This is a genomic window from Pseudoalteromonas sp. SWYJ118 (assembly GCF_015864505.1).
Taxonomy (GTDB): Bacteria; Pseudomonadota; Gammaproteobacteria; order Enterobacterales; family Alteromonadaceae; genus Pseudoalteromonas; species Pseudoalteromonas arctica.
Genome location: NZ_JADYXC010000011.1, coordinates 22,304 through 48,681, shown reverse-complemented (window position 1 = coordinate 48,681; position 26,378 = coordinate 22,304). Strand labels below are relative to the sequence as shown.

Annotated in this window: 23 protein-coding genes; 6 read left to right on the top strand and 17 right to left on the bottom strand. The window is 40.8% G+C overall.

Going from position 1 to position 26,378, the window contains the following annotated elements; genetic code table 11:
* Positions 1-8: 8 nt before the first annotated feature.
* From dnaE to lpxB, 3 genes are read right to left on the bottom strand one after another with little or no spacing between them, the layout of a single operon-like run.
* On the bottom strand, positions 9-3,500 hold the full coding sequence (gene dnaE, locus I6F48_RS11905) for a DNA polymerase III subunit alpha (RefSeq protein WP_197119490.1): 3,492 nt from the start codon (positions 3,498-3,500) through the stop codon (positions 9-11).
* A 2-nt stretch (positions 3,501-3,502) separates the two neighbouring features.
* Positions 3,503-4,105, bottom strand: a complete 603-nt coding sequence (gene rnhB, locus I6F48_RS11900; RefSeq protein WP_197119489.1) for a ribonuclease HII — start codon at positions 4,103-4,105, stop codon at positions 3,503-3,505.
* Entirely contained in the window at positions 4,095-5,252 is a 1,158-nt protein-coding gene (gene lpxB, locus I6F48_RS11895; RefSeq protein ID WP_197119488.1) for a lipid-A-disaccharide synthase, read from the bottom strand. The genes rnhB and lpxB overlap by 11 nt, the downstream gene beginning before the upstream one ends.
* A 301-nt stretch (positions 5,253-5,553) precedes the next feature.
* On the opposite strand from lpxB, the gene I6F48_RS11890 reads away from it, so the two are divergent.
* Genes I6F48_RS11890 through cydC form a run of 5 tightly spaced genes read left to right on the top strand, consistent with a single transcriptional unit; the run spans position 5,554 to position 11,971 of the window.
* The gene (locus I6F48_RS11890; RefSeq protein ID WP_197119487.1) at positions 5,554-7,137 is read left to right on the top strand and encodes a cytochrome ubiquinol oxidase subunit I; all 1,584 of its coding nucleotides are present in this window, start codon (positions 5,554-5,556) and stop codon (positions 7,135-7,137) included.
* A complete protein-coding gene (gene cydB, locus I6F48_RS11885) occupies positions 7,134-8,273 on the top strand; it encodes a cytochrome d ubiquinol oxidase subunit II (protein WP_231615223.1) in 1,140 nt (379 codons plus the stop codon). The genes I6F48_RS11890 and cydB overlap by 4 nt, the downstream gene beginning before the upstream one ends.
* A 12-nt stretch (positions 8,274-8,285) precedes the next feature.
* Positions 8,286-8,450 carry a cytochrome bd-I oxidase subunit CydX gene (gene cydX / locus I6F48_RS11880; RefSeq protein ID WP_002958303.1) on the top strand — a complete coding sequence of 55 codons (165 nt, stop codon included), beginning with the start codon at positions 8,286-8,288 and terminating at the stop codon, positions 8,448-8,450.
* The gene (gene cydD / locus I6F48_RS11875; protein WP_197119486.1) at positions 8,440-10,233 is read left to right on the top strand and encodes a thiol reductant ABC exporter subunit CydD; all 1,794 of its coding nucleotides are present in this window, start codon (positions 8,440-8,442) and stop codon (positions 10,231-10,233) included. The genes cydX and cydD overlap by 11 nt, the downstream gene beginning before the upstream one ends.
* Complete coding sequence (cydC, locus tag I6F48_RS11870; protein ID WP_197119485.1) at positions 10,226-11,971, top strand: thiol reductant ABC exporter subunit CydC; 1,746 nt, start codon at positions 10,226-10,228, stop codon at positions 11,969-11,971. Before cydD ends, cydC begins: the two co-directional genes overlap by 8 nt.
* Here cydC and I6F48_RS11865 read toward each other — a convergent pair.
* From I6F48_RS11865 to rpsB, 14 genes are all read right to left on the bottom strand, one after another.
* Complete coding sequence (locus I6F48_RS11865; protein WP_010553743.1) at positions 11,954-12,346, bottom strand: septal ring lytic transglycosylase RlpA family protein; 393 nt, start codon at positions 12,344-12,346, stop codon at positions 11,954-11,956. The genes cydC and I6F48_RS11865 overlap by 18 nt on opposite strands.
* Before the next feature lie 146 nt (positions 12,347-12,492).
* Positions 12,493-13,263 (bottom strand): acyl-ACP--UDP-N-acetylglucosamine O-acyltransferase, encoded by a 771-nt coding sequence (lpxA, locus tag I6F48_RS11860; protein ID WP_007580998.1) that lies wholly within the window; start codon positions 13,261-13,263, stop codon positions 12,493-12,495.
* 2 nt (positions 13,264-13,265) lie between these two features.
* Complete coding sequence (fabZ, locus tag I6F48_RS11855) at positions 13,266-13,718, bottom strand: 3-hydroxyacyl-ACP dehydratase FabZ (protein WP_007580997.1); 453 nt, start codon at positions 13,716-13,718, stop codon at positions 13,266-13,268.
* A gap of 26 nt (positions 13,719-13,744) precedes the next feature.
* The gene (gene lpxD, locus I6F48_RS11850; protein WP_007580995.1) at positions 13,745-14,767 is read right to left on the bottom strand and encodes a UDP-3-O-(3-hydroxymyristoyl)glucosamine N-acyltransferase; all 1,023 of its coding nucleotides are present in this window, start codon (positions 14,765-14,767) and stop codon (positions 13,745-13,747) included.
* Positions 14,768-14,774: 7 nt separating this feature from the next.
* Positions 14,775-15,293 (bottom strand): OmpH family outer membrane protein, encoded by a 519-nt coding sequence (locus tag I6F48_RS11845; RefSeq protein ID WP_007580993.1) that lies wholly within the window; start codon positions 15,291-15,293, stop codon positions 14,775-14,777.
* Between the two features lie 11 nt (positions 15,294-15,304).
* Positions 15,305-17,776, bottom strand: a complete 2,472-nt coding sequence (gene bamA, locus I6F48_RS11840) for an outer membrane protein assembly factor BamA (RefSeq protein WP_007580991.1) — start codon at positions 17,774-17,776, stop codon at positions 15,305-15,307.
* Positions 17,777-17,872: 96 nt separating this feature from the next.
* A complete protein-coding gene (rseP, locus tag I6F48_RS11835) occupies positions 17,873-19,225 on the bottom strand; it encodes a sigma E protease regulator RseP (RefSeq protein WP_010553745.1) in 1,353 nt (450 codons plus the stop codon).
* A 1-nt stretch (position 19,226) separates the two neighbouring features.
* Positions 19,227-20,432 (bottom strand): 1-deoxy-D-xylulose-5-phosphate reductoisomerase, encoded by a 1,206-nt coding sequence (gene ispC, locus I6F48_RS11830; RefSeq protein ID WP_165739361.1) that lies wholly within the window; start codon positions 20,430-20,432, stop codon positions 19,227-19,229.
* Positions 20,429-21,295: a phosphatidate cytidylyltransferase gene (locus I6F48_RS11825; RefSeq protein WP_007580986.1), complete on the bottom strand. Its 867-nt coding sequence runs from the start codon at positions 21,293-21,295 to the stop codon at positions 20,429-20,431. Before I6F48_RS11825 ends, ispC begins: the two co-directional genes overlap by 4 nt.
* A gap of 19 nt (positions 21,296-21,314) precedes the next feature.
* On the bottom strand, positions 21,315-22,094 hold the full coding sequence (locus I6F48_RS11820; RefSeq protein WP_007580985.1) for an isoprenyl transferase: 780 nt from the start codon (positions 22,092-22,094) through the stop codon (positions 21,315-21,317).
* A gap of 58 nt (positions 22,095-22,152) precedes the next feature.
* Positions 22,153-22,674 carry a ribosome recycling factor gene (frr, locus tag I6F48_RS11815; protein ID WP_206008562.1) on the bottom strand — a complete coding sequence of 174 codons (522 nt, stop codon included), beginning with the start codon at positions 22,672-22,674 and terminating at the stop codon, positions 22,153-22,155.
* A 49-nt stretch (positions 22,675-22,723) separates the two neighbouring features.
* Positions 22,724-23,473 (bottom strand): UMP kinase, encoded by a 750-nt coding sequence (gene pyrH, locus I6F48_RS11810; RefSeq protein ID WP_007580982.1) that lies wholly within the window; start codon positions 23,471-23,473, stop codon positions 22,724-22,726.
* A 157-nt stretch (positions 23,474-23,630) separates the two neighbouring features.
* On the bottom strand, positions 23,631-24,482 hold the full coding sequence (gene tsf, locus I6F48_RS11805) for a translation elongation factor Ts (RefSeq protein ID WP_007580981.1): 852 nt from the start codon (positions 24,480-24,482) through the stop codon (positions 23,631-23,633).
* 103 nt (positions 24,483-24,585) lie between these two features.
* On the bottom strand, positions 24,586-25,314 hold the full coding sequence (rpsB, locus tag I6F48_RS11800; protein ID WP_007580978.1) for a 30S ribosomal protein S2: 729 nt from the start codon (positions 25,312-25,314) through the stop codon (positions 24,586-24,588).
* A gap of 271 nt (positions 25,315-25,585) precedes the next feature.
* Here rpsB and map point away from each other — a divergent pair, with 271 nt between their 5' ends.
* Entirely contained in the window at positions 25,586-26,371 is a 786-nt protein-coding gene (map, locus tag I6F48_RS11795; RefSeq protein ID WP_007580976.1) for a type I methionyl aminopeptidase, read from the top strand.
* Positions 26,372-26,378 lie beyond the last annotated feature (7 nt).

Genomic DNA, 26,378 nt, shown 5'->3' with positions numbered 1-26,378 from the left:
CTACCTAATTAGTTAAATTCTAGTTCTACGTCTTGCGCCGCCATGAGTGATAACTTATGAATTAAGTCGTCACTTGGCGTAACACACCATTCGATCCCAAGAGTTAATTGCGCCAACGCATCTGGACGTTGGTAATAAACCTTGATCGGACACGTTCCCATTTTATAGGGTTCGAGTACTTTTTGTAATTTATCGAAGAAACCTGCCTCGACTTGCACCATGTTCAGCGTCATTTTAATCGCTTTAATGCGTTTTTCACGCGCTTGAGCAATGGTGTTTATTTCTCTGGCGGTCATTGTAATACCACCGGAGAAGTTATCAAAGCTGACCTGTCCAGATATTACCAAGATATTGTTAACTTGGAGCATATCTTGGTACTTTTCAAACTCGTCTGAATACAAGCGTACATCAATCCGTGCACTCTTGTCATCTAAAGTTACTAAGGCCCAACGATTTCCTTTTTTATTAATTAATACCCTAGAGGCAATCACTAAACCAGCAGCGGTTGCAAACACATCACGGTTAGTGGGCTGTAAATCAACTATTTTTCCGCTGGTATAATGCTTAAGTTCGCGGCGGTACTGATTTATCGGATGCCCAGTTAAATAAAGGCCTAGCGTTTCTTTTTCGCCTTCTAACCACTCGTTATCGGTGAGTCCTGTGGCTTTAATAAAGGCTTGTTCAACCTCATCAGGCTCGGTGGCTAATAAACCAAACAAATCACTTTGCCCTAACAGCTCCGCTTTATTGTGTTGGTCAGCCGCACGCATTGCATCCTTTAAGCTAGCTAGTAATGTAGCACGCCCTGGTTGTGTTTTTTCTGGCCCTAACTTATCAAGCGCACCTGAATAAATTAATTTTTCGGTTACGCGTTTATTTACGCGTTTTAAGTCAACTCGAGCACAAAAATCGAATAAATCTTTAAATGGGCCCCCTTTCGCACGTGCTTCTAATATTGCATCAACCGGTGCTTCACCCACGCCTTTAATTGCGCCAATGCCGTAAACAATTTCGCCTTGCAGGTTTACTGTAAACTTAAACTCGCCTGCATTTACGTCTGGCGGCAATAAGGTGAGCTTCATGTTTTCACATTCATCCACCAAAATAACTATTTTGTCGGTGTTATCCATATCGGCCGACATTACTGCAGCCATAAACTCTGCAGGATGATGCGTTTTCATCCACAGCGTTTGATACGATACTAATGCATATGCCGCTGAGTGAGATTTATTAAAACCATAACCTGCGAACTTTTCTACTAAGTCGAAGATTTTTATTGCGAGTTCGCCGTCAATGCCGTTATTTCTTGCGCCATCTTCAAATGTTGAACGCTGCTTTGCCATTTCTTCGGGCTTTTTCTTACCCATTGCACGGCGAAGCATGTCGGCGCCGCCTAGCGTGTAACCTGCTAGCACTTGCGCAATTTGCATTACTTGTTCTTGATACAAGATAATGCCGTAAGTTGGCTCGAGTATTGGTTTTAAGCTTTCGTGCTGATATTGCGCATCTGGGTATGAGATTTCTTCGCGGCCCAATTTTCGGTCGATAAAGTTATCTACCATGCCTGATTGCAGCGGACCCGGGCGAAACAAGGCCACCAATGCAATCATATCTTCAAAACAATCGGGTTTTAAACGGCGTACTAAGTCTTTCATACCGCGCGATTCTAGCTGGAATACAGCAGTCGTTTCAGCGCGAAGTAGCAACTCAATACTTTTTTTATCATCCAGTGGAATGGTGTTTATATCAACGAGGTCTTTACCTTGGCGCTCCATGCGCACGTTGGTCATTTCGACCGCCCACTGCAATATAGTCAGTGTACGTAAACCCAAGAAATCGAACTTAACTAAGCCTGCAGTTTCTACGTCGTTTTTATCAAACTGTGTGACCGGAAACTTACCTTCGTCATCGCAATAAAGTGCAGCAAAGTCGGTAATAGTGGTTGGCGATATTACTACGCCACCCGCATGTTTACCGGCGTTACGTGTACACCCTTCTAGAATGCGACACATATCGATTAAATCTTTTACTTCGTTATCGCCATCGTAGGCTTCTTGCAAGCGCGGTTCTATATCAAACGCTTTAGCAAGTGTCATCCCAGGATCGCCTGGAATCATTTTTGAAATACGATCAACAAACCCGTAAGGGTGCCCAAGCACTCGCCCTACATCGCGTATTACCGCTTTTGCAGCCATGGTACCAAAGGTAATAATTTGCGATACGGCATTTCGCCCATACAAAGCCGACACGTGATCAATTACTTCGTCTCGTCTATCCATACAGAAATCGACGTCGAAATCGGGCATTGACACACGTTCTGGATTCAAAAATCGCTCAAAAAGCAAGTCGAATTCAAGTGGATCCAAATCGGTAATTTTAAGGGCGTATGCAACTAACGAACCTGCACCTGAACCACGACCAGGCCCAACCGGAATATTGTTATCTTTACTCCACTGAATAAACTCCATTACGATTAAGAAGTAACCTGGGAATCCCATTTGGTTAATTACGCCAAGCTCTATATCAAGTCGCTCATCGTATTCAACACGTTTTACTTTTCGCTCTTCTTCGTCGGGGAATAAAAACTGCAGTCGCTCTTCAAGACCATCTTCTGACACTTTAACTAAAAACTCATCAATCTTGAGTGAGCCAGTTGGGTAATCAGGTAAAAAGTAAGTCCCTAGCTGAACCGTTACATTACAACGTTTAGCTATTTCTACTGTGTTTTGTAGGGCTTCTGGAATGTCGCTAAACAGCTCAGCCATTTGCTCTGATGTTTTTAGGTATTGTTCTTCAGAGAATCGTTTAGGCCTGCGTTTATCGTCAAGCGTGTAACCATCAAAAATAGCAACGCGAATTTCGTGCGCTTCAAAGTTTTCAGGCTTTAAAAACACTACTTCGTTGGTCGCTACAACAGGTAACTGCTCTTTTGTAGCAAGCTCTACCGCCATGTGTAAGTAGTCTTCTTCAAGCGGTCGGTTAGTGCGAACAAGCTCAAGGTAATAGTTATCGCTGAAATGCTGCTTATAAAAGCTAACTACCGACTCAATAACACTTGGATTATTTTTTAGTAACGCCTTACCTAAGTCACCATCTTTAGCGCCAGAGAGAATAATTAAGCCCGTTTTATGCTCCACCAGCCATTCTCGGTCAATCACTGGGCGATGAAACACATGCCCACGTTGATACGCTTTAGATATTAATAAGGTAATGTTTTTATAGCCGTCGTTGTCTTTGGCTAATATAGTTAAGCGGCTTGGCTCGTCAGGAAATTCTGGGCTACGAACCCAAAAGTCAGCACCCACAATAGGCTTAATACCGGCGTTATGTGTTGCGCCATAAAAACGCACTAAGCCACAAAAGTTCATTTGATCGGTAATCGCAATAGCGGGCATTTGCAGCTCTTGCGCTTTAGCAACTATTGGCTTTGTTTTAGCAAGGCCGTCAACCATCGAAAAATCTGAATGAACTCTTAAATGAACAAAATCAGGAGCAGCCATGCTTAACCCTCACCATTGGCTTGCGCCAATACACGCTGCACAGGTTTAAAGCTTTTACGATGCTCATCAATCGCGCCGTACTGCTCAAGCGCTGCAAAATGTGCTTTTGTTGGATACCCTTTGTGCCCTGCAAAGCCATATTCAGGGTGGCGTTTATCAAGCTCAATCATTTCGTCATCGCGTGCTACTTTAGCTAAAATAGACGCTGCTGAAATTTCAGCTACTAAGCTATCGCCTTTAACAACGGCTTGCGCGGGCATTGTTAGTTTAGGTAAGCGGTTACCATCTATAAATACAAATTCTGGTTGTGTGCTTAACGCTTCTACTGCGCGGGTCATGGCAAGCATAGTAGCGTGCAGAATATTTAGTTCATCAATCTCTGTTGGATTGCAGCGACCATACGCGTAACACAATGCTTTTTCTTTTATTTCAATCGCAAGCGCTTGGCGTTTTTTATCTGTTAATTTTTTAGAATCCGCTAAGCCAGCAATTGGTTTAGTGGGATCTAAAATGACGGCGGCAGTAACTACATCACCAACAAGCGGGCCGCGCCCTACTTCATCTACACCGGCAATTAAGGATACATTAGGTCTATCAATTTGCATTTATTAACTCCGCCACAGCATTAGCTGCTTGTTCGCTGGCATTTAATCTAATTTTTTCGTGAATAGCTAAAAAGCGTGCTTTTAGCTCAATGTTATCGGTATTAAGCATTGGGGTAAGCGCATTGATTAAATTAGCCACATTACACTCACTTTGTAAAAACTCAGGCACTAGCTCTTCGTCTGCTAATAAGTTAGGCAACGAAAAATACTTAATATTAAACGTAAATAAAGTTTTAAATATCCAATAGCTCAAAGGCTTTATTTTATAGCCCACTACCATTGGCTTTTTATAAAGCATACCTTCAAGTGTTGCAGTGCCCGACGCTAATAAAATAGCATCAGCAGCTTGCATCGCTAATTTTGATTGTCCATCAAGCAGGTTAACATTAAGGTTTGGCGCGGTAGCGTTTAATATATCAGTAAACTGCGCTTTGCGTTTTTCGTTAACCAGTGGCACCACAACTTTAAGATTGGGGTTTTTAGCTTGCAGCTCTGCAGCTGTTTTAATGTAAGTTTCGCTTAGTAAACCAACTTCTGAGCCTCGGCTACCAGGAAGTAACGCCAGTACTTTGTCATCAAGGCTTAAGCCGAGTTCTGCACGTGCTTTAGTATCGTCGTGCTCAAGCGCTATATCGTCAGCCAAGGTATGTCCTACAAATGTACATGGCACTTGGTGTTTATCGTAAAACTCTTTTTCAAATGGCAGTAACGCAAGCACTAAGTTAGTGGCTGCACTTATTGTATGTATACGCTTTTCGCGCCACGCCCAAACAGATGGACTTACATACTGTACTGTTTTAATGCCCGCATCTTTAAGTGGCTTTTCAACGCGTAAGTTAAAATCGGGTGCATCTATACCAATAAATACATCAGGTGGGTTATCTACAAAATGCTGCACGAGTTGTTTACGTATTTTAAGCAACCGCGGTAAACGCCCAAGTACCTCAACAAGCCCCATTACTGAAAGCTCATCCATGTCGTAAAGTGTTTTACAGCCTTGCGCTTGCATTTTAGGCCCTGCTATCCCTTCAAAAATAGCATCCGGGAAGTGCTTTTTAAGGGCTTTAATTAAGCCTTCGCCTAAAATATCGCCCGACAGCTCACCTGCCACAATACCAATTCGTAGTTGTTTTTTATCTTTATTCATTTGATTTTATTTCACAAGTAAACCAGGCGTTCATGCTTGTTAGTTTACCGTGTTTTACTGTTTGGTTAAATGCTTTAAATAACTGGTTTTTTATCACTAAATTTAATTTATTGTATTGTTTGTTTTTAATACTGATGTAGCATATAAAATATATATTAAGTTTTACTAATATACATATTGACAAAAATTGCACAAACGTAAATAATATTACAAACTTTCAGTAATTACTGAAAGTTCATTAAAACTTAACTTTGCCAATTAAATGTTGCCCTGTTAATCCGTCACTCTCAAGGAGCCAATAATGATAGATGAAACCTTTGTGGATCTATCGCGATTACAGTTTGCTGTTACCGCTCTCTTTCATTTCTTATTCGTACCGTTAACGATAGGTATGACCTGGATTTTAGTTATTATGGAATCGGTTTATGTAATGACCGGTCGCGAAATTTATCGTGATATGACTAAGTTTTGGGGAAAATTGTTTGGTATTAACTTTGCAATTGGTGTGGCCACAGGCCTTACCATGGAGTTTGAGTTTGGTACTAACTGGTCTTATTATTCCCATTACGTAGGTGATGTTTTTGGGGCTCCCCTGGCAATTGAAGGTTTAATGGCATTCTTTTTAGAATCGACCTTTGTTGGTATGTTCTTTTTAGGTTGGGACAGACTCTCTAAACGCCAACATTTAGGTGCAACCTTTTTAATGGCGATCGGTACTAACATGTCGGCGCTTTGGATTTTAATAGCCAATGGCTGGATGCAAAACCCGGTAGGTGCTGAGTTTAATTATCAAACCATGCGCATGGAAATGACTAGCTTTGCAGAGCTTGTGTTTAACCCTGTAGCACAAGTTAAGTTTATTCATACGGTATCGGCAGGTTATGTAGCTGCATCAATGTTTGTATTGGGTATAAGTAGTTGGTACATATTAAAAGGCCGCGACCTTGCATTTGCTAAGCGTTCGTTTTCAGTCGCTTCTGGTTTTGGTTTAGCGTCAATTTTATGTGTAATTTTACTTGGTGACGAATCAGGCTACGAAGTAGGCGAAGTTCAAAAAGTAAAACTGGCAACAATTGAAGCCGAATGGCACACAGAAGAAGCTCCGGCTGCGTTTACCGCATTTGGTTTCCCTGATTCAGAAGAGCAAGTAACACATGCTGCGGTTAAAATACCTTACGCACTTGGATTAATTGCAACTCGCTCGCTCGATGAGCAAGTTACCGGTATTAACGACCTAGAAAAACAACACGAAGTACGAATCCGTAACGGTATGATAGCTTATAAATACCTTATGATGCTCAGAAATGGTGAAGACACGCCTGAAAATATAGCAACATTTAATACCCTGAAAGATGATTTAGGTTATGGCTTGCTGCTTAAGCGCTACACACCTGATGTTGTAGATGCTACCGAGGAGCAAATTCAAAAAGCTGTTAAAGACTCTTTCCCTAAAGTGGGCCCTATGTTCTGGTCATTTAGGATTATGGTTGCCTGTGGTGTGGCGATGCTTGGTGTATTTATATTAGCATTTTACTACAACGCACACCGTGTTATTGAGCAAAAGCGCTGGTTGTTATGGGCTGCTGTATTGAGCATTCCACTACCTTGGATAGCTATTGAATTTGGCTGGATAGTTGCTGAATATGGTCGCCAACCTTGGGCTATATCTGAAATACTACCGACCTTTTTAGCCACGTCGTCACTAACAATAAACGACATTCTAATTAGCTTAACTGGATTTATTGTTTTCTACACTGGTTTAGCCATTGTTGAAGGCTGGCTGATGATCCGTTTTGTTAAGCAAGGGCCAAGCTCGCTGCATACCGGTAAATACCATTTTGAGTTACCAAACAAAGCTGAGCAAACTAAAGGAGAGCAATCATGATTTTTGATTATGAAACATTAAAAATGCTTTGGTGGTTGATCATTGGTGTGCTGCTTATTGGCTTTGCTATTACCGATGGTATGGATATGGGCGTGGCTATGTTGCTTCGCCTAGTAGGTAAAACAGATTCAGAGCGCCGTACAGTAATAAACACGATTGGTCCGCATTGGGACGGTAACCAAGTATGGTTTATAACTGCAGGCGGCGCATTGTTTGCAGCATGGCCTATGGTTTATGCCGCTGCATTTTCGGGCTTTTACTTTGCCATGATGCTAGTACTCTTTGCCTTGTTTTTTAGACCACTTGGGTTTGATTACCGCAGTAAAGTAGATTCAAAACGCTGGCGCAACAATTGGGATTGGGGCTTGCTTGCAGGCAGCGCAATTCCGGCATTAGTTTTTGGTGTTGCATTTGGTAACTTATTTTTAGGCGTACCGTTTAATATTGATAACCTAATGCGTGTTAGCTACCAAGGCTCATTTTTTGGCTTGCTTAACCCATTTGGATTACTTGCTGGTTTGATTAGTATTACCATGTTAGTTGCTCATGCTGGTATGTGGTTACAACTTCGTACAGCAAGTGCAGTAGCAGAGCGTTCGGGTCAATATGGTCGCTACTCTCTAATTGCATTTATTGTATTATTTGCAGCTGCTGGTTTTTGGGTTGCTAATTTAACGGGTTACCAAATTGTATCTATGCCCGATACGCAAAGCCACGCAGATCCTTTAGCTAAAGTAGTAACAACAGCCCAAGGTGCTTGGTTAAGTAATTACAGCACACGTCCGTGGACAATGACCTTCCCTATTTTAGCCTTTGTAATGGCACTAAGTGCGCTATTGTTTTCTAAATTGAACAAACCAGCACTTGGACTTATTTCAACAAGCTTAATGTTAATTGGCGTGATTATGACGGCCGGTGTTTCACTGTTCCCATTTATTATGCCATCAAGCAACAATCCAAATATTAGCTTAACAATTTGGGATGCGGTATCGAGCCATAAAACGCTCAATGTAATGTTTGTTGCAGTGTGTATTTTTGTTCCACTTATTTTAACTTACACCACCTGGTGTTATGTAAAAATGTGGCGCAGAGTAACGGTTGAAGAAATTGAAAACAACACTCACGGTAGCTACTAAGGAGACTAAACTATGTGGTATTTCGCTTGGATTTTAGGTGTACTTTTGGCCTGTACCTTAGGTGTAATAAATGTAATGTGGTACGAATTTCATCAAAATAAAAACAGCATTGCTGATGATGAACAAGCCATGCACGATTTATTAAACGATGCTAACAACACAAAAGATGACGACTAACCCCCGACCAGATCGCGCGCAGCAGCAATCACTGCGCGCTTTTTTAAAGCGTCAAAGTAAACCCGCTGCAGTGTGGTTAAAGTTAAGCATTGCACTGGGTACTTTTAACGCATTACTGATGATTGCAGGTGCTTATTTACTGGCTCAAGCTATTCATAATGTAATGTTTGAAGGCAGCAGCTTAAGCGGCGTTACACACTTACTGTGGCCCTTAGCAGGTATTACTTTACTGCGTGCAATATTTTTAGCATTAAGCGAACGCTTGAGTGCATATGCTGCACTTAAAATAAAATCGGCAATGCGCCAAACACTTCTAAATAAGCTCAGCTTACTTGGGCCAAGCTATATAGAACAACACGGCCAAGGCGCTACATTAAATACCCTACATAATGGCGTAGAAGCACTCCACGACTATTATGCTAAATACCTACCTGGTGCTGCTTACAGCGCGCTTATTCCGCTGGCAATATTGGTTGTTATTTTTCCGACAGATTATAAAGCTGGGTTGATATTTTTATTAACCGCCCCGCTCATTCCTTTTTTCATGATTTTAGTAGGCTCAAAAGCCGAAGCTTTAAACCAAAAACGCTGGAAGCAACTTGCTGTACTGGGCAATTACTTTTTTGACCGCGTACAAGGTTTAACTCAACTCAAGCTATTTAATGCAACACGTACCGAGCTTAAACAAATAGCTAAAATTTCAGATGATTTTAGACACGCTACACTCGATGTTTTAAAAATCGCGTTTTTATCATCATTTGCACTTGAGTTTTTAGCCACCATTAGCGTGGCATTAGTCGCAGTAATTATTGGTTTTAGACTGTTTTTTGGCACTCTTGATTTTGCTACTGGCTTTGTGGTGCTACTTTTAGCGCCTGAATTTTATTTACCACTGCGCCAGCTAGGTAGCCATTACCATGCACGCTTACAAGGCATTAGTGCCGCTGCCGATATGGTTGCGATTTTAAATGCACCACTGCCAAGTGACGAAAATGCGTCAGTGACTACAAGCACGCCTGAAAACAATTTAACTTTAAATACAATTAACTCAATAAGTATTACCGACCTTAATTTTATATACCCAGATAGTAACGAAGGGATTAAAAATATAAATTTAACACTGCCAAATAAAGGCTTAATTGCAGTTGTGGGCAGTAGTGGCTCAGGTAAAAGTACGTTGTTTGATTGCTTATTAGGGTTTCACCCTGAGGTGATAAACCACCTATCTATTAATGATCAGAGTTTAAGCACAACCGATATTACTTACCTGCAAAATAACATTGCATGGATACCACAAAAAGCGACGCTGTTTTACGACACCATTGCTGCCAACATTAAATTGGCCAAACCAACTGCCACACAGCAAGAGCTTGAACATGCAGCAAAGCAAGCTGGTGTGCTTGAATTTATAAATACCCTACCCGATGGTTTTAACACACTGATAGGTGAGCAAGGCGAAGGGCTTTCTGGCGGACAAAAGCAACGCATCGCACTCGCACGTGCATTCATAAAACAAGCACCAGTTTTAGTGCTTGATGAGCCTACAGCGCACCTTGATAGCCAAACAGAGCAGCTTATTCAAGATGCTATTAATGAATATGCTAAAAATAACTTAGTGTTAGTCATTGCTCATCGATTAAATACCGTTAAACATGCCAGTAATATCATTGTTATGCACGATGGAAAAATAGCTGAGCAAGGTCACTTTGAAACACTTGCAGCGCAAAATGGTGCATTTGCTGATTTATTAAAAACGGCCAAACAAGGGGTTGCGCATGCATAATTTTATTCGCTTATTAAAGCTTTGTGCTCCTCATTATAAAGCGATGCTATTGGGTACATTTTTAGCAACGATTACGGTATTAGCTAATGTGGGCTTGTTGGCTATTTCTGGCTGGTTTTTAGCGTCAATGGCGGCTGCAGGTCTTGCGGGCGTGCAAATGAACTACTTTACTCCAGCAGGAACGATTCGGTTTTTAGCAATTGTGCGAACAGCATCGCGCTATGGCGAACGCCTAGTTACTCATAACGCCACGTTTTTATTACTAAGTGAAATACGTACCAATGTATTTGCAACGTTAAGTAAGCTTAACAATGTTGATTTAGCAATGAGCCGCAGCGCTGATCTAGTTAACCGATTACAAAACGATGTAGACGCACTCGACAAGTTTTATTTAAACGTTTTACTTCCTATGCTGGTCGCTCTTTTAAGTGTGCCAATCATCATGCTGTTTATGTCGGCTTATAATGGCAACGTCGCCCTTATTTGCTTTACTGGCATTATACTTATTGGTGTGGTTATACCTGCCCTACTCAGCGCAAAGCTCACTAAAAACAGCCATAAAGAAACACAACTTAGTGCACAACTTCGCTCTGAGCTTTCAGATACACTTACAGGCCTTAGAGAGCTTAGTATTTATCAAGCCCGTTCGCAGCAGCTTAATAAGTGCGACGAATTAAGCGAGCAGTACAATAAGCAATTATTTATTCGCCACAAAGCACTAGCAAACTCAGATGGGTTAAGCTTGTTGGTTGTTCAATTAGCCATGCTTGCTAGCATAGTCACCATAGTCCCGTTGGTTTACGCCAATACTATGGTAAATGTAGAACTTGCTATGTTAAGCCTGTTTGTACTGGCAAGTTTTGAGAGTGTATTACTACTTCCTAATGCGTTTATTGAGCTACCTAACGTATTAAAAGCAGCAGAGCGGTTGTTTACACTTGAAGATAAAGCAGCTAGCTCACAAGATAAAAATACAATTATAGAAGCAGATGAAAGCTTTAGTGCGCAAAATAACACATTGGCACTTAACAATATTAGCTATCAATATGGTGAACAAACAGCACTAACTGATGTTAGCTTTGAGCTAATGCCTCAGCAAAAAGTAGCGATTGTTGGTAGAAGCGGCAGCGGTAAAACGACGCTTGTAAATTTACTGACTGGTTTATGGCCTTTACAACAAGGCAGCATAACGCTAAATAATCAAAATAGCGTTGTTGACTTACATTCGTTAAATAATGATATACGCGCAAGTGTGATAAATATACTCGCTCAGCAGCACCATATTTTTGATGGCACACTGAGTGAAAATTTACGTTATGCCGCGCCAAATGCAACTAAAGAGCAAATGATTGAAGCGCTCTCATTAGCGCAATTAAGCCCATGGTTTAATGAGCTAAAAGAAGGTTTAAAAACACAACTAGGCACTGGCGGGCGTAACGTATCGCAAGGTCAGTCTAGACGTATAGCTATTGCACAAGCTTTGCTTAAAAGTCCGGCTATTTTGGTTCTTGATGAACCAACAGAAGGTCTTGATAATCAGTCTAAGCAAGGGGTAATGCAAGCAATAATGCATGTTATGAATAACGCGAGCGTGCTGACAATTACGCACGATCCCGCTCTACTTGCTCAAATGGATAATGTTGTATGGTTGGAAGACGGTCAAATAGTCGCACAAGGCTCTCATAAAGAGCTCAGTGTGGCTTATCCTGGTTATGTTTCGCTAACTACCCGGTTTTAAAACCTTTACTGATACATCAATAACGCCGACCTTAGGGTCGGCTATTTTTTTAAACATACTTTTTGATAAATCAATAATACGACCTCGCACATACGGGCCTCTATCGTTGATTCTTACCGTGACTGATTTGTTATTAGCGAGGTTGGTAACAACCACCGTAGTACCAAAATCAAATTCTAAATGGGCTGCTGTTGCAGCTTGTTGGCTAAAGCGTTCTCCGTTGGCGGTTGTTCTTCCGTGGTATTTATCAGCATAAAAAGATGCTTTCCCAACTTGAGTGATTTCTCCAGCAGATGATTTAACAATAGGCTGGCTACTACAAGCGGCTAAAACTGAAGTAATAAAAAGAGTGACTACTAACTTAGGTAAACGCATAGGACGGCTTTTATTATATAAATTACCCGCATACTAACTCAATTACCCTGAGTATTAACTGAATTAGCTTAAAGCAGGGCAATAAAAAACCACCTTCGATTTATCATCTAGGGTGGTTTTTTTAATGCTTAAAGCAAACCCGCGAATTATCTTACGATGCCGCGCTCTGAGTTTTTAACAAAGTCGACCATCAATTTCACAGCAGGATACTTTGCGGCATCTTCACTAAGCGACTCAATAGCTTCTTCAGCACCTAAGCTTTTACGATAAAATGCTTTGTATGCACGGCGTACAGCCATAATTTCATCACTTTCGAAACCACGACGTTTCATGCCTTCTTTATTGATAGCTGCAGGGCCTGCTGGCATACCAATGGTAGTAACAAATGGTGGTACATCTTTGTTAACACCTGAATACATACCAATAAAGGCATGTGCACCAATTTTACAAAACTGATGAACACCCGAATTACCACCAAGGATAACCCAATCGCCTACATGTACATGGCCGGCCACACTTGCGTTGTTAGCAAAAATTACGTTATCGCCAATTACCGCGTCATGTGCAACGTGTGTATAAGCCATAAACAAATTATTACTACCAATTTTAGTAACACCTTGGTCTTGAATCGTACCACGGTGAATAGTGGCACATTCACGGATAACGTTGTTATCACCCATGATTAAAGTGGTTGGCTCGTTGTTGTATTTTTTGTCTTGGCAGGCTTCACCCACAGACGCAAACTGAAAAATATGATTGCCAGAGCCAATAGTTGACGGCCCTTTAACAACAACGTGAGACTCAATAATACAGTTATCACCGATAACAACATCATTGCCAATATAACTATACGGACCAACTGAGACATTGTTGCCTAGTTTAGCGCCAGGTTCGATTATTGCTGTAGAATGGATCACTATTAAAACTCTCTTCTCGCACACATAATTTCGGCACTACACACTATTTTGCCGTCGACTCTAGCTTCTGCAGCAAACTTCCAAATGTTGCGACGTTCTTTTAAAAACTCAACATGAAGATGCATTGTATCACCAGGAATTACAGGTTGTTTAAAACGTGCGTTATCAACAGCAGCAAACAAATACAATTCGTTTTCGCTACGGTTTTCTACTGTTTTAAAACCTAATAAACCCGTTGCTTGCGCCATTGATTCTAATATTAGCACACCAGGAAAAATTGGCTGATTTGGAAAGTGCCCAGTAAAAATTGGTTCATTTATAGAAACATTTTTAATAGCATGTAAAGACTTGCCAGGTGTAAAATCAATAACACGATCAATTAATAGCATCGGGTAACGGTGCGGTAATAAACTTAAAATTTCTTGAATATCAAGGCTATTTAATTCGTTTGCCAAAATAGCATCCTTATTAGTGTTCAACGTTATGACTTAGCCAATGCTTCAAGCGCTTTAAGACGAGATTTCATGTCTGAAAGGTTACGCAAGTGAGCTATTGATTTACGCCATTCTTTGTTTGTTGTATGGGGCATACCAGATGAGTAAATACCTGGTTCGGTGATTGATTTTGTCACCATACTCATGCCGGTAATTATAACACCATCACATACAGACATGTGACCATTAATTGCAACCATGCCACCAATTTGACAGTTCTTGCCAATGGTAACGCTTCCTGCAAGTACAGTGCAGCCCGCTATTGCGGTGCCTGAATTAACTTCAACGTTGTGCGCTATTTGACACTGATTATCGATAATAACATTGCTATGAATGATGGTATTGTCCAGTGCACCACGATCAATTGTCGTACTTGCACCAATTTCAACTTTGTTGCCTATGATCACTGAACCAAGTTGAGGTATCTTAACCCACTGCCCGCGCTCATTTGCATAACCAAACCCATCACTACCTACAACACTATTTGCTTGAAACAAACAATCTGAACCAATTTCAACATCGTGATAAATAGTCACACTAGGCCAAAGCTTAGTGCCAGAACCTATTTTAACACGTTCCCCGATAAAACTGTTCGGACCAATTTGCGCGTTGTCACCTATCACTGCATGAGCTTCAATGACTGCGTTAGCACCAATAGCGGCGCTATCACTAACAATCGCTGTTGAATGAACAGTTGCACTTGGATGAATACCCGTCGAGGCTGAGCGTGGTGTTGTATCCATAAATTGCGCTAATTTTGCGTAACTTACATACGGATTAGCAACAATAATTTTGCTACCACTAAAGTACTCTGCATCGGCTTGGCTTACTATTACAGCACTAGCTTGAGTAGTCTCAAGTTGCGATCGATATTTTGAGTTCGCTAAAAATGCAATATGCCCAGAATGGGCATTTGCAAGTGTCGCTATTTTTTTTATTTCTAAAGCGCCATCACCCTGAAGTTCGGCGCCTAGAAGTTCCGCAATTTGCGAAAGCGTATAATTTTGCATAGAGTGATTATTTCTTACTAACAGCGGCTACAACTTTAGATGAAAGATCAGTCACTTCTTTAGGGTTAAAGTAAATAGTAGTGTCTTTTACTTTAACTTCGTCGAAGTCGCCGTCTTTAGCAATCTCTTCAATTGTTTTGATGATTACACCTTGAACTTTAGCAAGCTCTTGGTTTTGACGCGCTTTAATTTCTTGCTCTAAAGGGCGACCTTGTTCAGCAAGATTTTTTTGCATGCCTTGAATTTTTTCACGCAGAGTATCTTTTTGAGCTTGGCTCATCGTTGTACTTTCACGTTTAAATTTTTCAGCTTCAAAACGAATATCGCCTTGTAACTTTTCAAGCTCTTGACGACGTTCAGCAAACTCAGTTTGTAAAGACTGTTCAATTTTAGCCATTTGAGGAATTTGCTTGTAGATTTCCTGCATATCAACAATACCTACTTTGTGTGCAAATGCATTCACAGAAGTACCCATCATTAACGTTGCTAAAACTGCTACAGCTGTTGATTTAAATAATTTTTTCACAAAAAACTCCTTTAGAAAGTGTTACTAATGTTAAAGCTGATGGTTTTCGTATCGTCATCTTCTTCTTTTTGCAATGGATACGCAAAACTGATCAGCATTGGACCCATTGGAGAGATCCATTGTAATGAAAGACCGGTTGAAACCCTAAAACGCATTGGGTCTGAATAGTCATCTAATTTAGCACGTTCATCAACGCCTAAGTTTTGATAGCGGTCTACGTTAAACTCAGTATCCCATACGTTTGCAGCATCAACAAAGAAGCTAGTACGTACAGAGCTGGTATTTTCTTCATCTAAGAATGGTGTAGGAACAATTAGCTCCATACCTGCCACTGCTTTGGCATTACCACCAATACGACCTTGTGGCACTAGAATATCAAATTCTGATGCACCACCAATGCTACCGGTTGTAGTACCGTCTGCACCTGGCGTACCCGGAATAGACTGCGGTATACGCGACACAGCACGTGGTAATATTGTATTACGGTCAAAGCCACGTAGTTCCATTTCCGTTATACGGAAGTACTCTTGGAATGGAAGTGTTTGCTCATACCCGTTTGTAGAACCATAACCATTACCATAACCAAGTGCTGCACGCGTTGAGAATACCCAACGGTGGTCATTTGATATAGGCCAGTAAAAACGCGAATCGTAGTTCAGTTTAAAGTACTGAAGATCTGAGTTAGGCGTTGTTGCTGTTAAGTTTAGAGTTTGACGCGAACCCGCTGTTGGGAATAAACCACGGTTAACGGTGATACGCGACCAGCCAACACTCAGCTCATACTTAGTAAAGTCAAAGCCTGCATCTGGGTTATCTGGATCTAAGAATGTTTCACGAAGTACACGCGTTTGCTCGTACTCTGCAATATCCGAAAGCTCTTCTTTAATCCAACGGGCGCCAAAGTTAACACGATTTACAGCATCAATTGGAAAACCAATATTTGTGCCTAAACCATAACTTTTCGATTTATATTCAACAAGACTGAATTTACTTGCATCGTAGTTTCTGTAAAAGATGCTACTGCCTTGCGATACACCATCTGGCGTAAAGTATGGGTCTGTGTACGATAAGCTTAAGCTTTCAGAACCTGTAGACGTATTAAGGTTTAAACCAATTTGGTTACCTGTGCCTAAAAAGTTAGATTCTGTTACACCAATATTAAACTGCAGACCTAAGTAAGAACCATAAGCAAGACCAGCATTAAAGCTACCTGCAGATTGCTCTTTTACAGTAAAGTCTACATCTACTTGGTCATCCACACCGGGTACAGGCACTACGTTAAAATCAACAGTTTCCATGTAAGGTAGACGTTGAATTTGCAGTTTTGAACGCTCAAGGTTTTGATTAGATAACCATGCGCCTTCAAGTTGTGTCATTTCACGACGAAGTACTTCATCTGCCGTATTTTGGTTACCACCAACAATAATACGACGAACGTATACACGCTTACCTGGATTAACCGATAGTGTTAATTGTACTTCTTGCTTTTCGTCGTCAATTTCTGGAATTGTACGCACTTCAGCATTAGCGTAACCAAAACGTGCTAAGTAGCTTTTAATAAACTCTTCAGATGAAGTAACTACAGAACCGTTATAAAGCTCACCCGCTCTAAGTGGGATAACACTTTTAATTAAGTCTTCACGGCCAAGCAAGTCACCAATAAAGTCAAAACCTTTAACTTTATATTTTACGCCTTCAGTTAAGTTAGCTGTAACGTAAACCGATTCACGTTCAGGGCTCACTGAAACTTGCGTTGAGTCGATATTAAAACGCAGGTAACCACGGTCTAAATAATAACTACGAATTTTTTCTAAATCGCCTTCAATGGTTTGCTTTTGGTAACGGTCGCTACCCATAAACTGCCACCAAGGTAAATCTTGCTGCGATTCAGCAAGTTTAAGAAGCTCTTCATTAGAAAAAAGTTCATTACCCACTAAGTTAATTTGGCGGATAGAAGCAGCATCACCTTCATCAAACTCTAACTTAAGTTTAACGCGGTTACGTGGCAGCTTAGTAATACTGATATCTACTTTAGCGTTGTATTTACCAATACTGTGGAAAAACTCAACTAAGCCTTTTTCGATACTATCGATAACGGTTTTATCAAGTGGTTCACCTTGGCGAATATCTTGCTGATCAAGAGACTCATTAAGCTGCTCGTCTTTAATGTCTTTATTGCCTTCAAACTCAATAAAGCTGATGGTAGGACGTTCCGTTACTTTAAAAATAACGTTGTTGCCATCACGAAGTGCTTTTATGTTATCAAAGTGCCCAGAACGATAAAGTGACTTTATTGTTTTTGAAATCGTATAGTCATCAACATTATCGCCTACGTTAATAGGAATATGTGTTAGCGCTGCACCAAGTGCTACGCGCTGCAAACCTTCAACTTTCAGGTCTTCAACAATAAAGGAGTTTTGGCCTAGGGCTGCAAAACTTGCACCCAATAAACTTGTTATTGCCAAATGTTTTTTTATAGCCATTTTATTATCTTTATCCTTTACAACTGTATTACCGCATAACACCTTACTAGTGGTGCTTTACAATCGTGTTCTAATTAGTAATTTGCCACGCTGTAACTACAAACGCGATACATCATTGAACAAAGCGAAACATGTTAGAAAAATGAGCAACAAGGCACCCACTTTAAAACCAAACTCTTGTGTCTTTTCAGAGACCGGCTTTTTACGAAAAAGTTCAATTATGTAATACATTAAGTGTCCGCCATCAAGCACTGGTAAGGGTAATAAATTAAATACACCCAAGTTAACGCTTATTAAGGCTAAAAAGCTTAAAAAGGCCACTAACCCATAGCTTACGCTAGTTCCAGCGCCTACTGCAATGCCCACAGGACCACTTAAATTTTTAACCGAAACCTGGCCTGTAATTAAATTACCAATCATGTCAAAACTGAGTGTAATTAAGCGCCAAGTTTCTTTTGTGCCTCGCACAATACTATCGAGCGGGCCGTAATGCCTTGTCTCTACATAGCCATCAGGCCATTGCTGTACAACAGGAGCAACACCTAAAAAGCCTTGCTCAATACCGTTATTATCAATGCGCCCTTTAGGGGTAACTGTAATGGCTTGTATAGTATCTTGTCTTTTTACACTAAATTGTAAAGATTTGTTAGCTGATTGCGTAATAAGATTAACTAATTGCTGCCAATTGCTTATTGTTTCACCGTTTACAGCCAAAATTGTGTCGTTAACTTGTAAATTAGCGTGTTCTGCGGCTGAGTCTTTAGTTACGGCGGCAATTGTTAAAGTTGCTTGAGGTCTAAATGGCACAATACCTAACGAACTCAGTGGTGGTACGTCTCGCTGGTCAAGCTTCCAACCCTCTAAATTAAGCGTTTTAACGCGTGGTTGAAGGTTTTTATCACGAACAATAACTTCAACGCTTTCTTCGCCTAAGTTAGACATAAGCGCAAATGTGGCATCTTGCCATGTCGTTATGTCATCATCACCAATTTTTATAATATGTTGAGAAGGCATAATGCCCGCCTGCTCTGCGCGACTGCCTTCGGTTATGCTGCCAACAACTGGCTTAACCGATTGCACACCTACCATATACATCACCGCAAGAGCAAAAATGGCAAACAAAAAGTTAGCCATTGGTCCCGCAGCAACAATAGCAATACGCGCTTGTACAGATTTAGAGTTAAACGACAAGTGGCGTTGATTTGCTGGTACGTCATCAACTCGCTCATCAAGCATTTTTACATAACCACCTAATGGAATAGCGGCAATCACGTATTCGGTATTATATTTGTCATGCCATTTTAACAGTGGCTTACCAAAACCAATTGAAAAACGCAGCACTTTAACGCCCATTTTTCGTGCAACCCAAAAATGGCCATATTCATGTATGGCCACTAAAATACCAAGCGCTAAAATAAATGAGCCAAGATTCCAAAAAAAATCAAACATATTAATGCGCCACTTTTGTTATAAATTCTGAAGCGCTAATACGCGCTAATTTATCACACTCTAAAATTTCATCTAGGCTTTGCACATTGGTGTAAGTTGCAGCTTCTAGCGTCTGTGCATTTATTTTGTATATATCGGTAAAACCAATTTTACCGTTTAAGAATGCGCCCACAGCTATTTCATTTGCTGCATTAACCGTTGTTGTCGCGCCCTGCCCTGCACTACACGCATCAATCGCTAATTGTAAATTTGGATAACGAGAAAAATCAGGTTTAGTAAACGAAAAATCACAAATTTCAGAGAAGTTTAACGGTTTAACACCCGCATTAATTCGCTCAGGATACGCAAGTGCATGGGCAATTGGCGTGCGCATATCGGGGTTACCCATTTGCGCTAAAATAGAACCATCGTGGTACTGCACCATTGAATGAATGATACTTTGTGGATGAATAACCACATCAATATCACTCGCATCACAATTGAATAACCACTTAGCTTCAATAAACTCTAAACCTTTGTTCATCATAGTTGCGGAATCTACTGATATTTTTTGACCCATCGACCAGTTAGGGTGTGCAACGGCTTCACTTACGGTTACATCTTTTAACGTATTTATATCACGCGTTAAAAATGGGCCACCAGAGCCGGTAAGCAAAATTTTACTTACGCCATGTTGCTGTAGTTTTTGATCGCCTTTGGCATTTTGTAACGAAGACGGTAGGCATTGAAAAATTGCATTATGTTCGCTATCTATTGGCAGCAAAGTGGCTTTATGTTGTTTAACTTTATCAATAAACAACTGACCTGACATAACTAAAGATTCTTTATTAGCTAGTAGTACTTTTTTACCCGCTTCAACAGCACTTAATGTGGGTAGTAAACCAGCTGCACCTACAATTGCCGACATTACAATGTCAACATCAGGATGAGCACATAAGTCACTCATTGCTTGCTCACCGTGCATAACAAGAGTTTGGCACTGAGTATTAGCTAAATACGCAGATAATTGCTCTGCGGCCTGCTGGTTAGCCATAATCGCATAAAGCGGTTCATGTTCAATACACAACTCCGCCATTTTCTTTGCATTTTGTCCTGCAGCCAAAACAAAAACATCAAATAACTCTTTATTGCGCGACACAACATCAAGTGTACTTAAACCAATTGAGCCCGTTGCGCCTAAAATAACCAGCAATTGCTTTTGGCTCATAAACTAAGAGTCCACGCATAGCACATAACAAACATTGGAGCAGCAGCCGTTAAGCTGTCAATTCTATCTAAAATACCGCCGTGTCCTGGTAAACATCGACCGCTATCTTTTAAACCAGCTTCACGTTTAAACATGCTTTCCAGTAAATCACCTACCGCAGAAAACAACGCAATAAATGCTGTCATTATCGCGTACACAGGCCATACAACTAAATCAACATCGGTAAAGTGACAAAATGCTAATACAAAAATAATAGAAGCGACTACACCGCCTGCTAACCCTTCAATTGTTTTATTAGGGCTTACTTTAGGCATTAACTTATGTTTACCAAAACTTTTACCCGTAAAGTAAGCCCCCACATCTGCGCTCCATACAATACCGAGTACCACTAAAATTAGCACCGAACCAAAATGAGTTGATTCAGCATATTGCGCGCTACGTAGTGTATTTAGAGCAAGCCATAGCGGTACAAGCGTGAGTAGCCCTGCAATGCCGCGCATAACTAGGCCTTCATTCCACGCTTTAGCCATTTCTGGGTAGCGCCAAATTAAATAGCTAGCAACAATCCACCAAGCAAACGAAAGCGTAAATACGTAGTTTGCATCACCGACTAGCTTGCCATTTTCCCATAATGATTCAATAGGCCAATGTAAATTAAGCAAGGCAAGTAAAGCGCCAATAAACACAACAAAGGCAGCACGTTTAAGCTTGTCGCAAAGGCCCATAAATGCAGACCATTCCCATGCGCCTAATAATACAATTGCACCAGCAAAGTAACTAAATAACGTAAGCGGTGTATAAAAAACCAAAGCCAATGCTAATGGAGCTAGCACTAGAGAGGTTAAAATTCGTTGTTTTAACAAAATGTGACCCTTATTCTATTTAGGTTTGAGCGAGTAATTGTTTTATTTGTTCGCCCGTACAACCAAAACGTCGCTCTCTGGCAACGTAACACGCAATGGCCTCAGCAAATGCTGCTTCATTAAAATCTGGCCAAAGTGTCTCGGTAAAGTAAAGTTCTGCATAAGCAACTTGCCATAGTAAAAAATTACTAATACGAACATCGCCACCAGTGCGAATAAGTAAATCAGGTTCAGCCTGATCTGCCATGCTCATATGCTGTGCTAAGCGCTCTTCTGTAATATCTTCTGCGTTTAGTGTGCCCTGCGCAACTTGCAAAGCAAGTTGTTTTGCCGCATTGGCAACATCCCAACGACCACCGTAATTAGCTGCAACATTTAAACGCAACCCGGTGTTATTTTCAGTCAGCTTATGCGCAGCGTCTACCTTGCTACGTAATCCTTCAGAAAATCGTGATAAGTCTCCAATAATGGTCAGTTTTACATTGTTTTTATGAAGCTTTTTAACTTCCTTTGTTAAAACAAATAAGAAAAGCTCCATTAAAGTGTTTACTTCGTCTTCAGGGCGGCGCCAGTTTTCACTACTAAAAGCAAATAAGGTTAACGATTGTATCCCTAATTTAGTACAAAACTGAACAGATTGACGAACTGCGTCTACGCCTTTTTTATGCCCATACACACGAGGTCTATTTCTAGCTTGCGCCCAACGTCCGTTCCCATCCATGATGATAGCAACATGTTTGGGTAAACATTGCTGTGAAATTGTGTCAGCATCTAGAACCATAAATATCGAGTATTCCATAAAAAAACGCCGCCTAGTATACCCTAGACGGCGTTTCAAAACTAATAAAATTAGCTGTTTAGATTTCCATCAATTCTGTTTCTTTAGCAGCTAATAAAGTATCCATTTCTTTAATAAACTTATCAGTAAGCTTTTGAATCGCATCATCCGATTGACGCGCTTCATCTTCAGATATGTCTTTATCTTTTAATAAACCCTTTACATCGCCATTAGCATCACGACGAATGTTACGAATAGCAACACGACCGCCTTCAACTTCGCCACGTACAATTTTGATTAGGTCTTTACGACGCTCTTCTGTAAGTGGAGGAAGTGGTACGCGAATAACAGTACCTGCCGACATAGGGTTTAAACCTAAGTCAGATGCCATAATTGCTTTTTCAACAGCTTGCGCTAAAGACTTATCAAATACACCAATAGCAAGTGTACGAGAATCTTCAATTGTTACGTTAGCAACTTGGTTTAAAGGCGTTGGTGCACCGTAGTACGACACCATAATGCCATCTAGGATTGCAGGATGTGCACGGCCAGTACGAATTTTAGATAATTGGCTACCTAGTGCAGTTACACTTTTTTGCATGCGCGCTTGCGCGTCTTTTTGAATATCGTTAATCACGGTTTAATCCTAATTATTTGATTATTTCATCTGAGGCTTGTGAAGAAATAAGTGTACCTTCTTCTTCACCCATAATTACGCGTTTTAGCGCGCCTGATTTATTCATGTTAAATACGCTCAATGGCATATTGTGATCGCGGGCTAGAGTAAATGCCGCTAAATCCATAACTTTTAATTCTTTTTCAATGATTTCATTGTAGCTTAAGTGGGTATAAAGCGTCGCATCTGGGTTTTTAACAGGGTCATCACTGTATACGCCATCAACCTTAGTCGCTTTAATTACTGTATCCGCTTCAATTTCGATACCGCGTAAACATGCTGCAGAATCGGTAGTAAAAAATGGGTTACCAGTACCCGCTGCAAAAATGACTACGCGACCAGTTTTCAATAAACTAATTGCTTCAGCCCAGTTATAAGCGTCACATACACCATTAAGCGGAATAGCCGACATAAGACGACAATTTACAAATGCACGGTGTAGCGCATCACGCATTGCAAGGCCGTTCATAACAGTTGCAAGCATACCCATGTGATCGCCTACTACGCGATTCATACCTGCTTCTGCAAGTGATCCACCGCGTAAAAAGTTACCTCCACCAATAACTAAACCCACTTCTACGTCGAGCTCTACTAGCTCTTTAATTTCTTGTGCCATACGGTCTAAAACTTTAGGATCGATGCCGAAGCCTTCGTCTCCCATTAAAGCTTCACCACTTAATTTGAGAAGAACACGTCTAAAAATAGGTTTGCGATTGATAGTCATAGTATTGGGGCCAACTTTTATTGAATTATGGATAAAAAATAACCGCGCTTATGTTAAACATAAAAGCGCGGTTATTTTAAAGAATTTCTAGCTGCGAAGCAAAACCAAATAGTACTTTAATTGCATCTAATTTCATTATCCTTCACAAATAGTAATCTTACTTAGCTTTAGCAGCAGCAATTTGAGCAGCAACTTCAGCAGCAAAATCTTCTTCTTTCTTCTCGATACCTTCACCAACTTCTACACGTACGAAGCTAGTAACTGTTGCGTTTTTCTCTTTAAGAATATCGCCAACAGTTTTCTTAGGCTCCATGATGAAAGCTTGACCAGTAAGAGAAACCTCACCAGTGAATTTTTTCATGCGGCCAACAACCATCTTCTCAGCGATTTCAGCAGGCTTGCCTTCATTCATCGCGATTTCGATTTGTACTTGCTTTTCTTTAGCAACAACATCGGCTGGTACATCTGAAGGTGTTAAGTATTCAGGGCTAGATGCAGCAACGTGCATTGCAACGTGCTTAAGTGTTTCTTCATCAGCAACACCCGCAACAACAACACCGATACGATCGCCATGACGGTACTCAACTAGGTTTTCACCAGTTACATACTGTAAACGACGTACATTGATGTTTTCGCCAATTTTAGTAACTAGCTCAACACGGTCTTCTTCAAACTTAGCTTGTAAGTCTTCGATAGAGATAGTGTCAGCAATTGCAGCGTCAGCAACTTTATTAGCAAATGCTAAGAAGCTTACGTCTTTTGCAACGAAATCAGTTTGACAGTTAACTTCTACTAGTACTGCAACACCCGCGTTTTGCTTGATGATGATAGTACCTTCAGCAGCAATGTTACCTGCTTTTTTAGCAGCTTTAGCAGCGCCACTTTTACGCATGTTTTCAATCGCTAACTCGATGTCGCCATCAGTCTCAGTTAACGCTTTTTTACAATCCATCATGCCAGCGCCTGTGCGCTCGCGTAATTCTTTAACTAGGGCAGTAGTTACAGCCATTAGTAAATCCTCAAATCTGAAATCAGGTTAGATAAGCGGGTTACCCGCTCGACAAGAATAGCAAGTCTTCACCTTAAAAAGATGAAGACTTGATGACAGCTAATTACTCAGCTTCAACGAAATCGTCTTTCTCAGCTTGAGCAACGATGTTATTCTCGCGGCCTTCAGTAATAGCAGCTGCAACAGCGCTAGTGTAAAGGCTTACAGCACGGATAGCATCATCGTTACCAGGTACGATGTAATCAACACCGTCTGGGTTAGAGTTAGTATCTACGATTGCAACAACTGGAATACCTAGGTTGTTAGCTTCACGGATAGCAATGTGCTCGTGGTCAGCATCGATAACGAAAAGCGCGTCTGGAAGACCGCCCATGTTTTTGATACCACCAAGGCTCTTTTCAAGCTTTTCCATTTCGCGGTTAAGCGTTAACGTTTCTTTCTTAGTTAATTTCTCGAAAGTTCCGTCTTGGCTTTGTGCTTCAAGGTCTTTAAGACGCTTGATTGATTGACGTACAGTTTTCCAGTTAGTCAACATACCACCTAACCAACGGTGATTTACGAAGAACTGGTCGCTTTCTAAAGCAGCTGATTTAACTGCGTCGCTTGCTGCGCGCTTAGTACCAACGAAAAGAACTTTACCTTTGTTTGCTGCAGCACTTGATAAAAACTTAAGTGCGTCGTTGAACATTGGTACAGTTTGCTCAAGGTTGATGATATGTACACGGTTACGTGTGCCGAAGATGAAAGGCTTCATCTTAGGGTTCCAGTAACGAGCTTGGTGACCAAAGTGAACACCAGCTTGAAGCATATCGCGCATTGAAACGTTTGCCATTTTATAGATCCTCTATAGTTGTTTAGGGTTAGGCCTCCACATATCCCATAGCACCAACACCGAAGTAATTAAACTTCAAATGCACCCAAGTGTATGTGACGATACGTGTGTGTGTTAAAATAAAATTGTGTTTGCCTTAAATACAAAAAATCATTTAAGAATTTATTTGTAAAAAGACGGCGCGCTTTATACCATATTAAAATTAAATACTCAACGTCGCGTGCAAAATTTGTTCGACGATAAATGTTAAAAACTCAACTTTGGAGCCTCAATGAGCGCTATTATCAAGACCCCTGAAGAAATAGAGAAAATGCGCGTAGCTGGGCGCTTAGCGGCCGATGTACTTGAAATGATCGGCCCTCATGTAGTGCCAGGTGTTACCACCGATGAGCTAAATACACTTTGTCATGATTATATTGTTAATGTGCAACAAGCAATCCCTGCTCCGTTAAATTATCATGGCTTTCCAAAATCAGTTTGTACGTCAGTTAATCATGTTATTTGTCACGGAATTCCAAATGACAAAGCATTAAAAGAAGGCGACAGTGTAAATATCGACGTAACTGTCATTAAAGATGGTTACCACGGCGACACATCTAAAATGTTCCACGTTGGTACACCAAACATTCAAGCTAAGCGTCTTGCAGAAGTAACACAAGAAAGCTTATACCTTGCTATTAAAATGGTAAAACCAGGTGTGCGCTTGGGTGATATTGGCTCAGCAATTCAAAAATATGCAGAGAGCTTTAACTACTCAATTGTACGTGAATATTGCGGCCACGGTATCGGCGCAGGATTTCATGAAGAACCACAAATAATGCATTACGGTAAAGCCGGTACCGGCGAGGCCTTAAAAGCAGGTATGTGTTTAACTATTGAACCTATGGTTAATGCGGGTAAACGCCAATGTAAGCTTCTTAAAGATGATTGGACAGTAGTAACACGCGACCGTAGTTTGTCTGCGCAGTGGGAACATACTTTATTAGTGACTGAAAATGGTGTTGAAATTTTAACGCTACGATCAGATGATACTATCGAGCGGATCATAGAACACTAATAAAACC

What these genes read in the sequence shown, in the direction of transcription:
- dnaE (WP_197119490.1), bottom strand. Translation starts at nt 3,500, where the DNA reads ATGGCTGCTCCTGATTTTGTTCATTTAAGAGTTCATTCAGATTTTTCG.
- rnhB (WP_197119489.1), bottom strand. Translation starts at nt 4,105, where the DNA reads ATGCAAATTGATAGACCTAATGTATCCTTAATTGCCGGTGTAGATGAA.
- lpxB (WP_197119488.1), bottom strand. Translation starts at nt 5,252, where the DNA reads ATGAATAAAGATAAAAAACAACTACGAATTGGTATTGTGGCAGGTGAG.
- I6F48_RS11890 (WP_197119487.1), top strand. Translation starts at nt 5,554, where the DNA reads ATGATAGATGAAACCTTTGTGGATCTATCGCGATTACAGTTTGCTGTT.
- cydB (WP_231615223.1), top strand. Translation starts at nt 7,134, where the DNA reads ATGATTTTTGATTATGAAACATTAAAAATGCTTTGGTGGTTGATCATT.
- cydX (WP_002958303.1), top strand. Translation starts at nt 8,286, where the DNA reads ATGTGGTATTTCGCTTGGATTTTAGGTGTACTTTTGGCCTGTACCTTA.
- cydD (WP_197119486.1), top strand. Translation starts at nt 8,440, where the DNA reads ATGACGACTAACCCCCGACCAGATCGCGCGCAGCAGCAATCACTGCGC.
- cydC (WP_197119485.1), top strand. Translation starts at nt 10,226, where the DNA reads ATGCATAATTTTATTCGCTTATTAAAGCTTTGTGCTCCTCATTATAAA.
- I6F48_RS11865 (WP_010553743.1), bottom strand. Translation starts at nt 12,346, where the DNA reads ATGCGTTTACCTAAGTTAGTAGTCACTCTTTTTATTACTTCAGTTTTA.
- lpxD (WP_007580995.1), bottom strand. Translation starts at nt 14,767, where the DNA reads ATGCAAAATTATACGCTTTCGCAAATTGCGGAACTTCTAGGCGCCGAA.
- bamA (WP_007580991.1), bottom strand. Translation starts at nt 17,776, where the DNA reads ATGGCTATAAAAAAACATTTGGCAATAACAAGTTTATTGGGTGCAAGT.
- rseP (WP_010553745.1), bottom strand. Translation starts at nt 19,225, where the DNA reads ATGTTTGATTTTTTTTGGAATCTTGGCTCATTTATTTTAGCGCTTGGT.
- ispC (WP_165739361.1), bottom strand. Translation starts at nt 20,432, where the DNA reads ATGAGCCAAAAGCAATTGCTGGTTATTTTAGGCGCAACGGGCTCAATT.
- I6F48_RS11820 (WP_007580985.1), bottom strand. Translation starts at nt 22,094, where the DNA reads ATGGAATACTCGATATTTATGGTTCTAGATGCTGACACAATTTCACAG.
- frr (WP_206008562.1), bottom strand. Translation starts at nt 22,674, where the DNA reads ATGCAAAAAAGTGTAACTGCACTAGGTAGCCAATTATCTAAAATTCGT.
- pyrH (WP_007580982.1), bottom strand. Translation starts at nt 23,473, where the DNA reads ATGACTATCAATCGCAAACCTATTTTTAGACGTGTTCTTCTCAAATTA.
- tsf (WP_007580981.1), bottom strand. Translation starts at nt 24,482, where the DNA reads ATGGCTGTAACTACTGCCCTAGTTAAAGAATTACGCGAGCGCACAGGC.
- rpsB (WP_007580978.1), bottom strand. Translation starts at nt 25,314, where the DNA reads ATGGCAAACGTTTCAATGCGCGATATGCTTCAAGCTGGTGTTCACTTT.
- map (WP_007580976.1), top strand. Translation starts at nt 25,586, where the DNA reads ATGAGCGCTATTATCAAGACCCCTGAAGAAATAGAGAAAATGCGCGTA.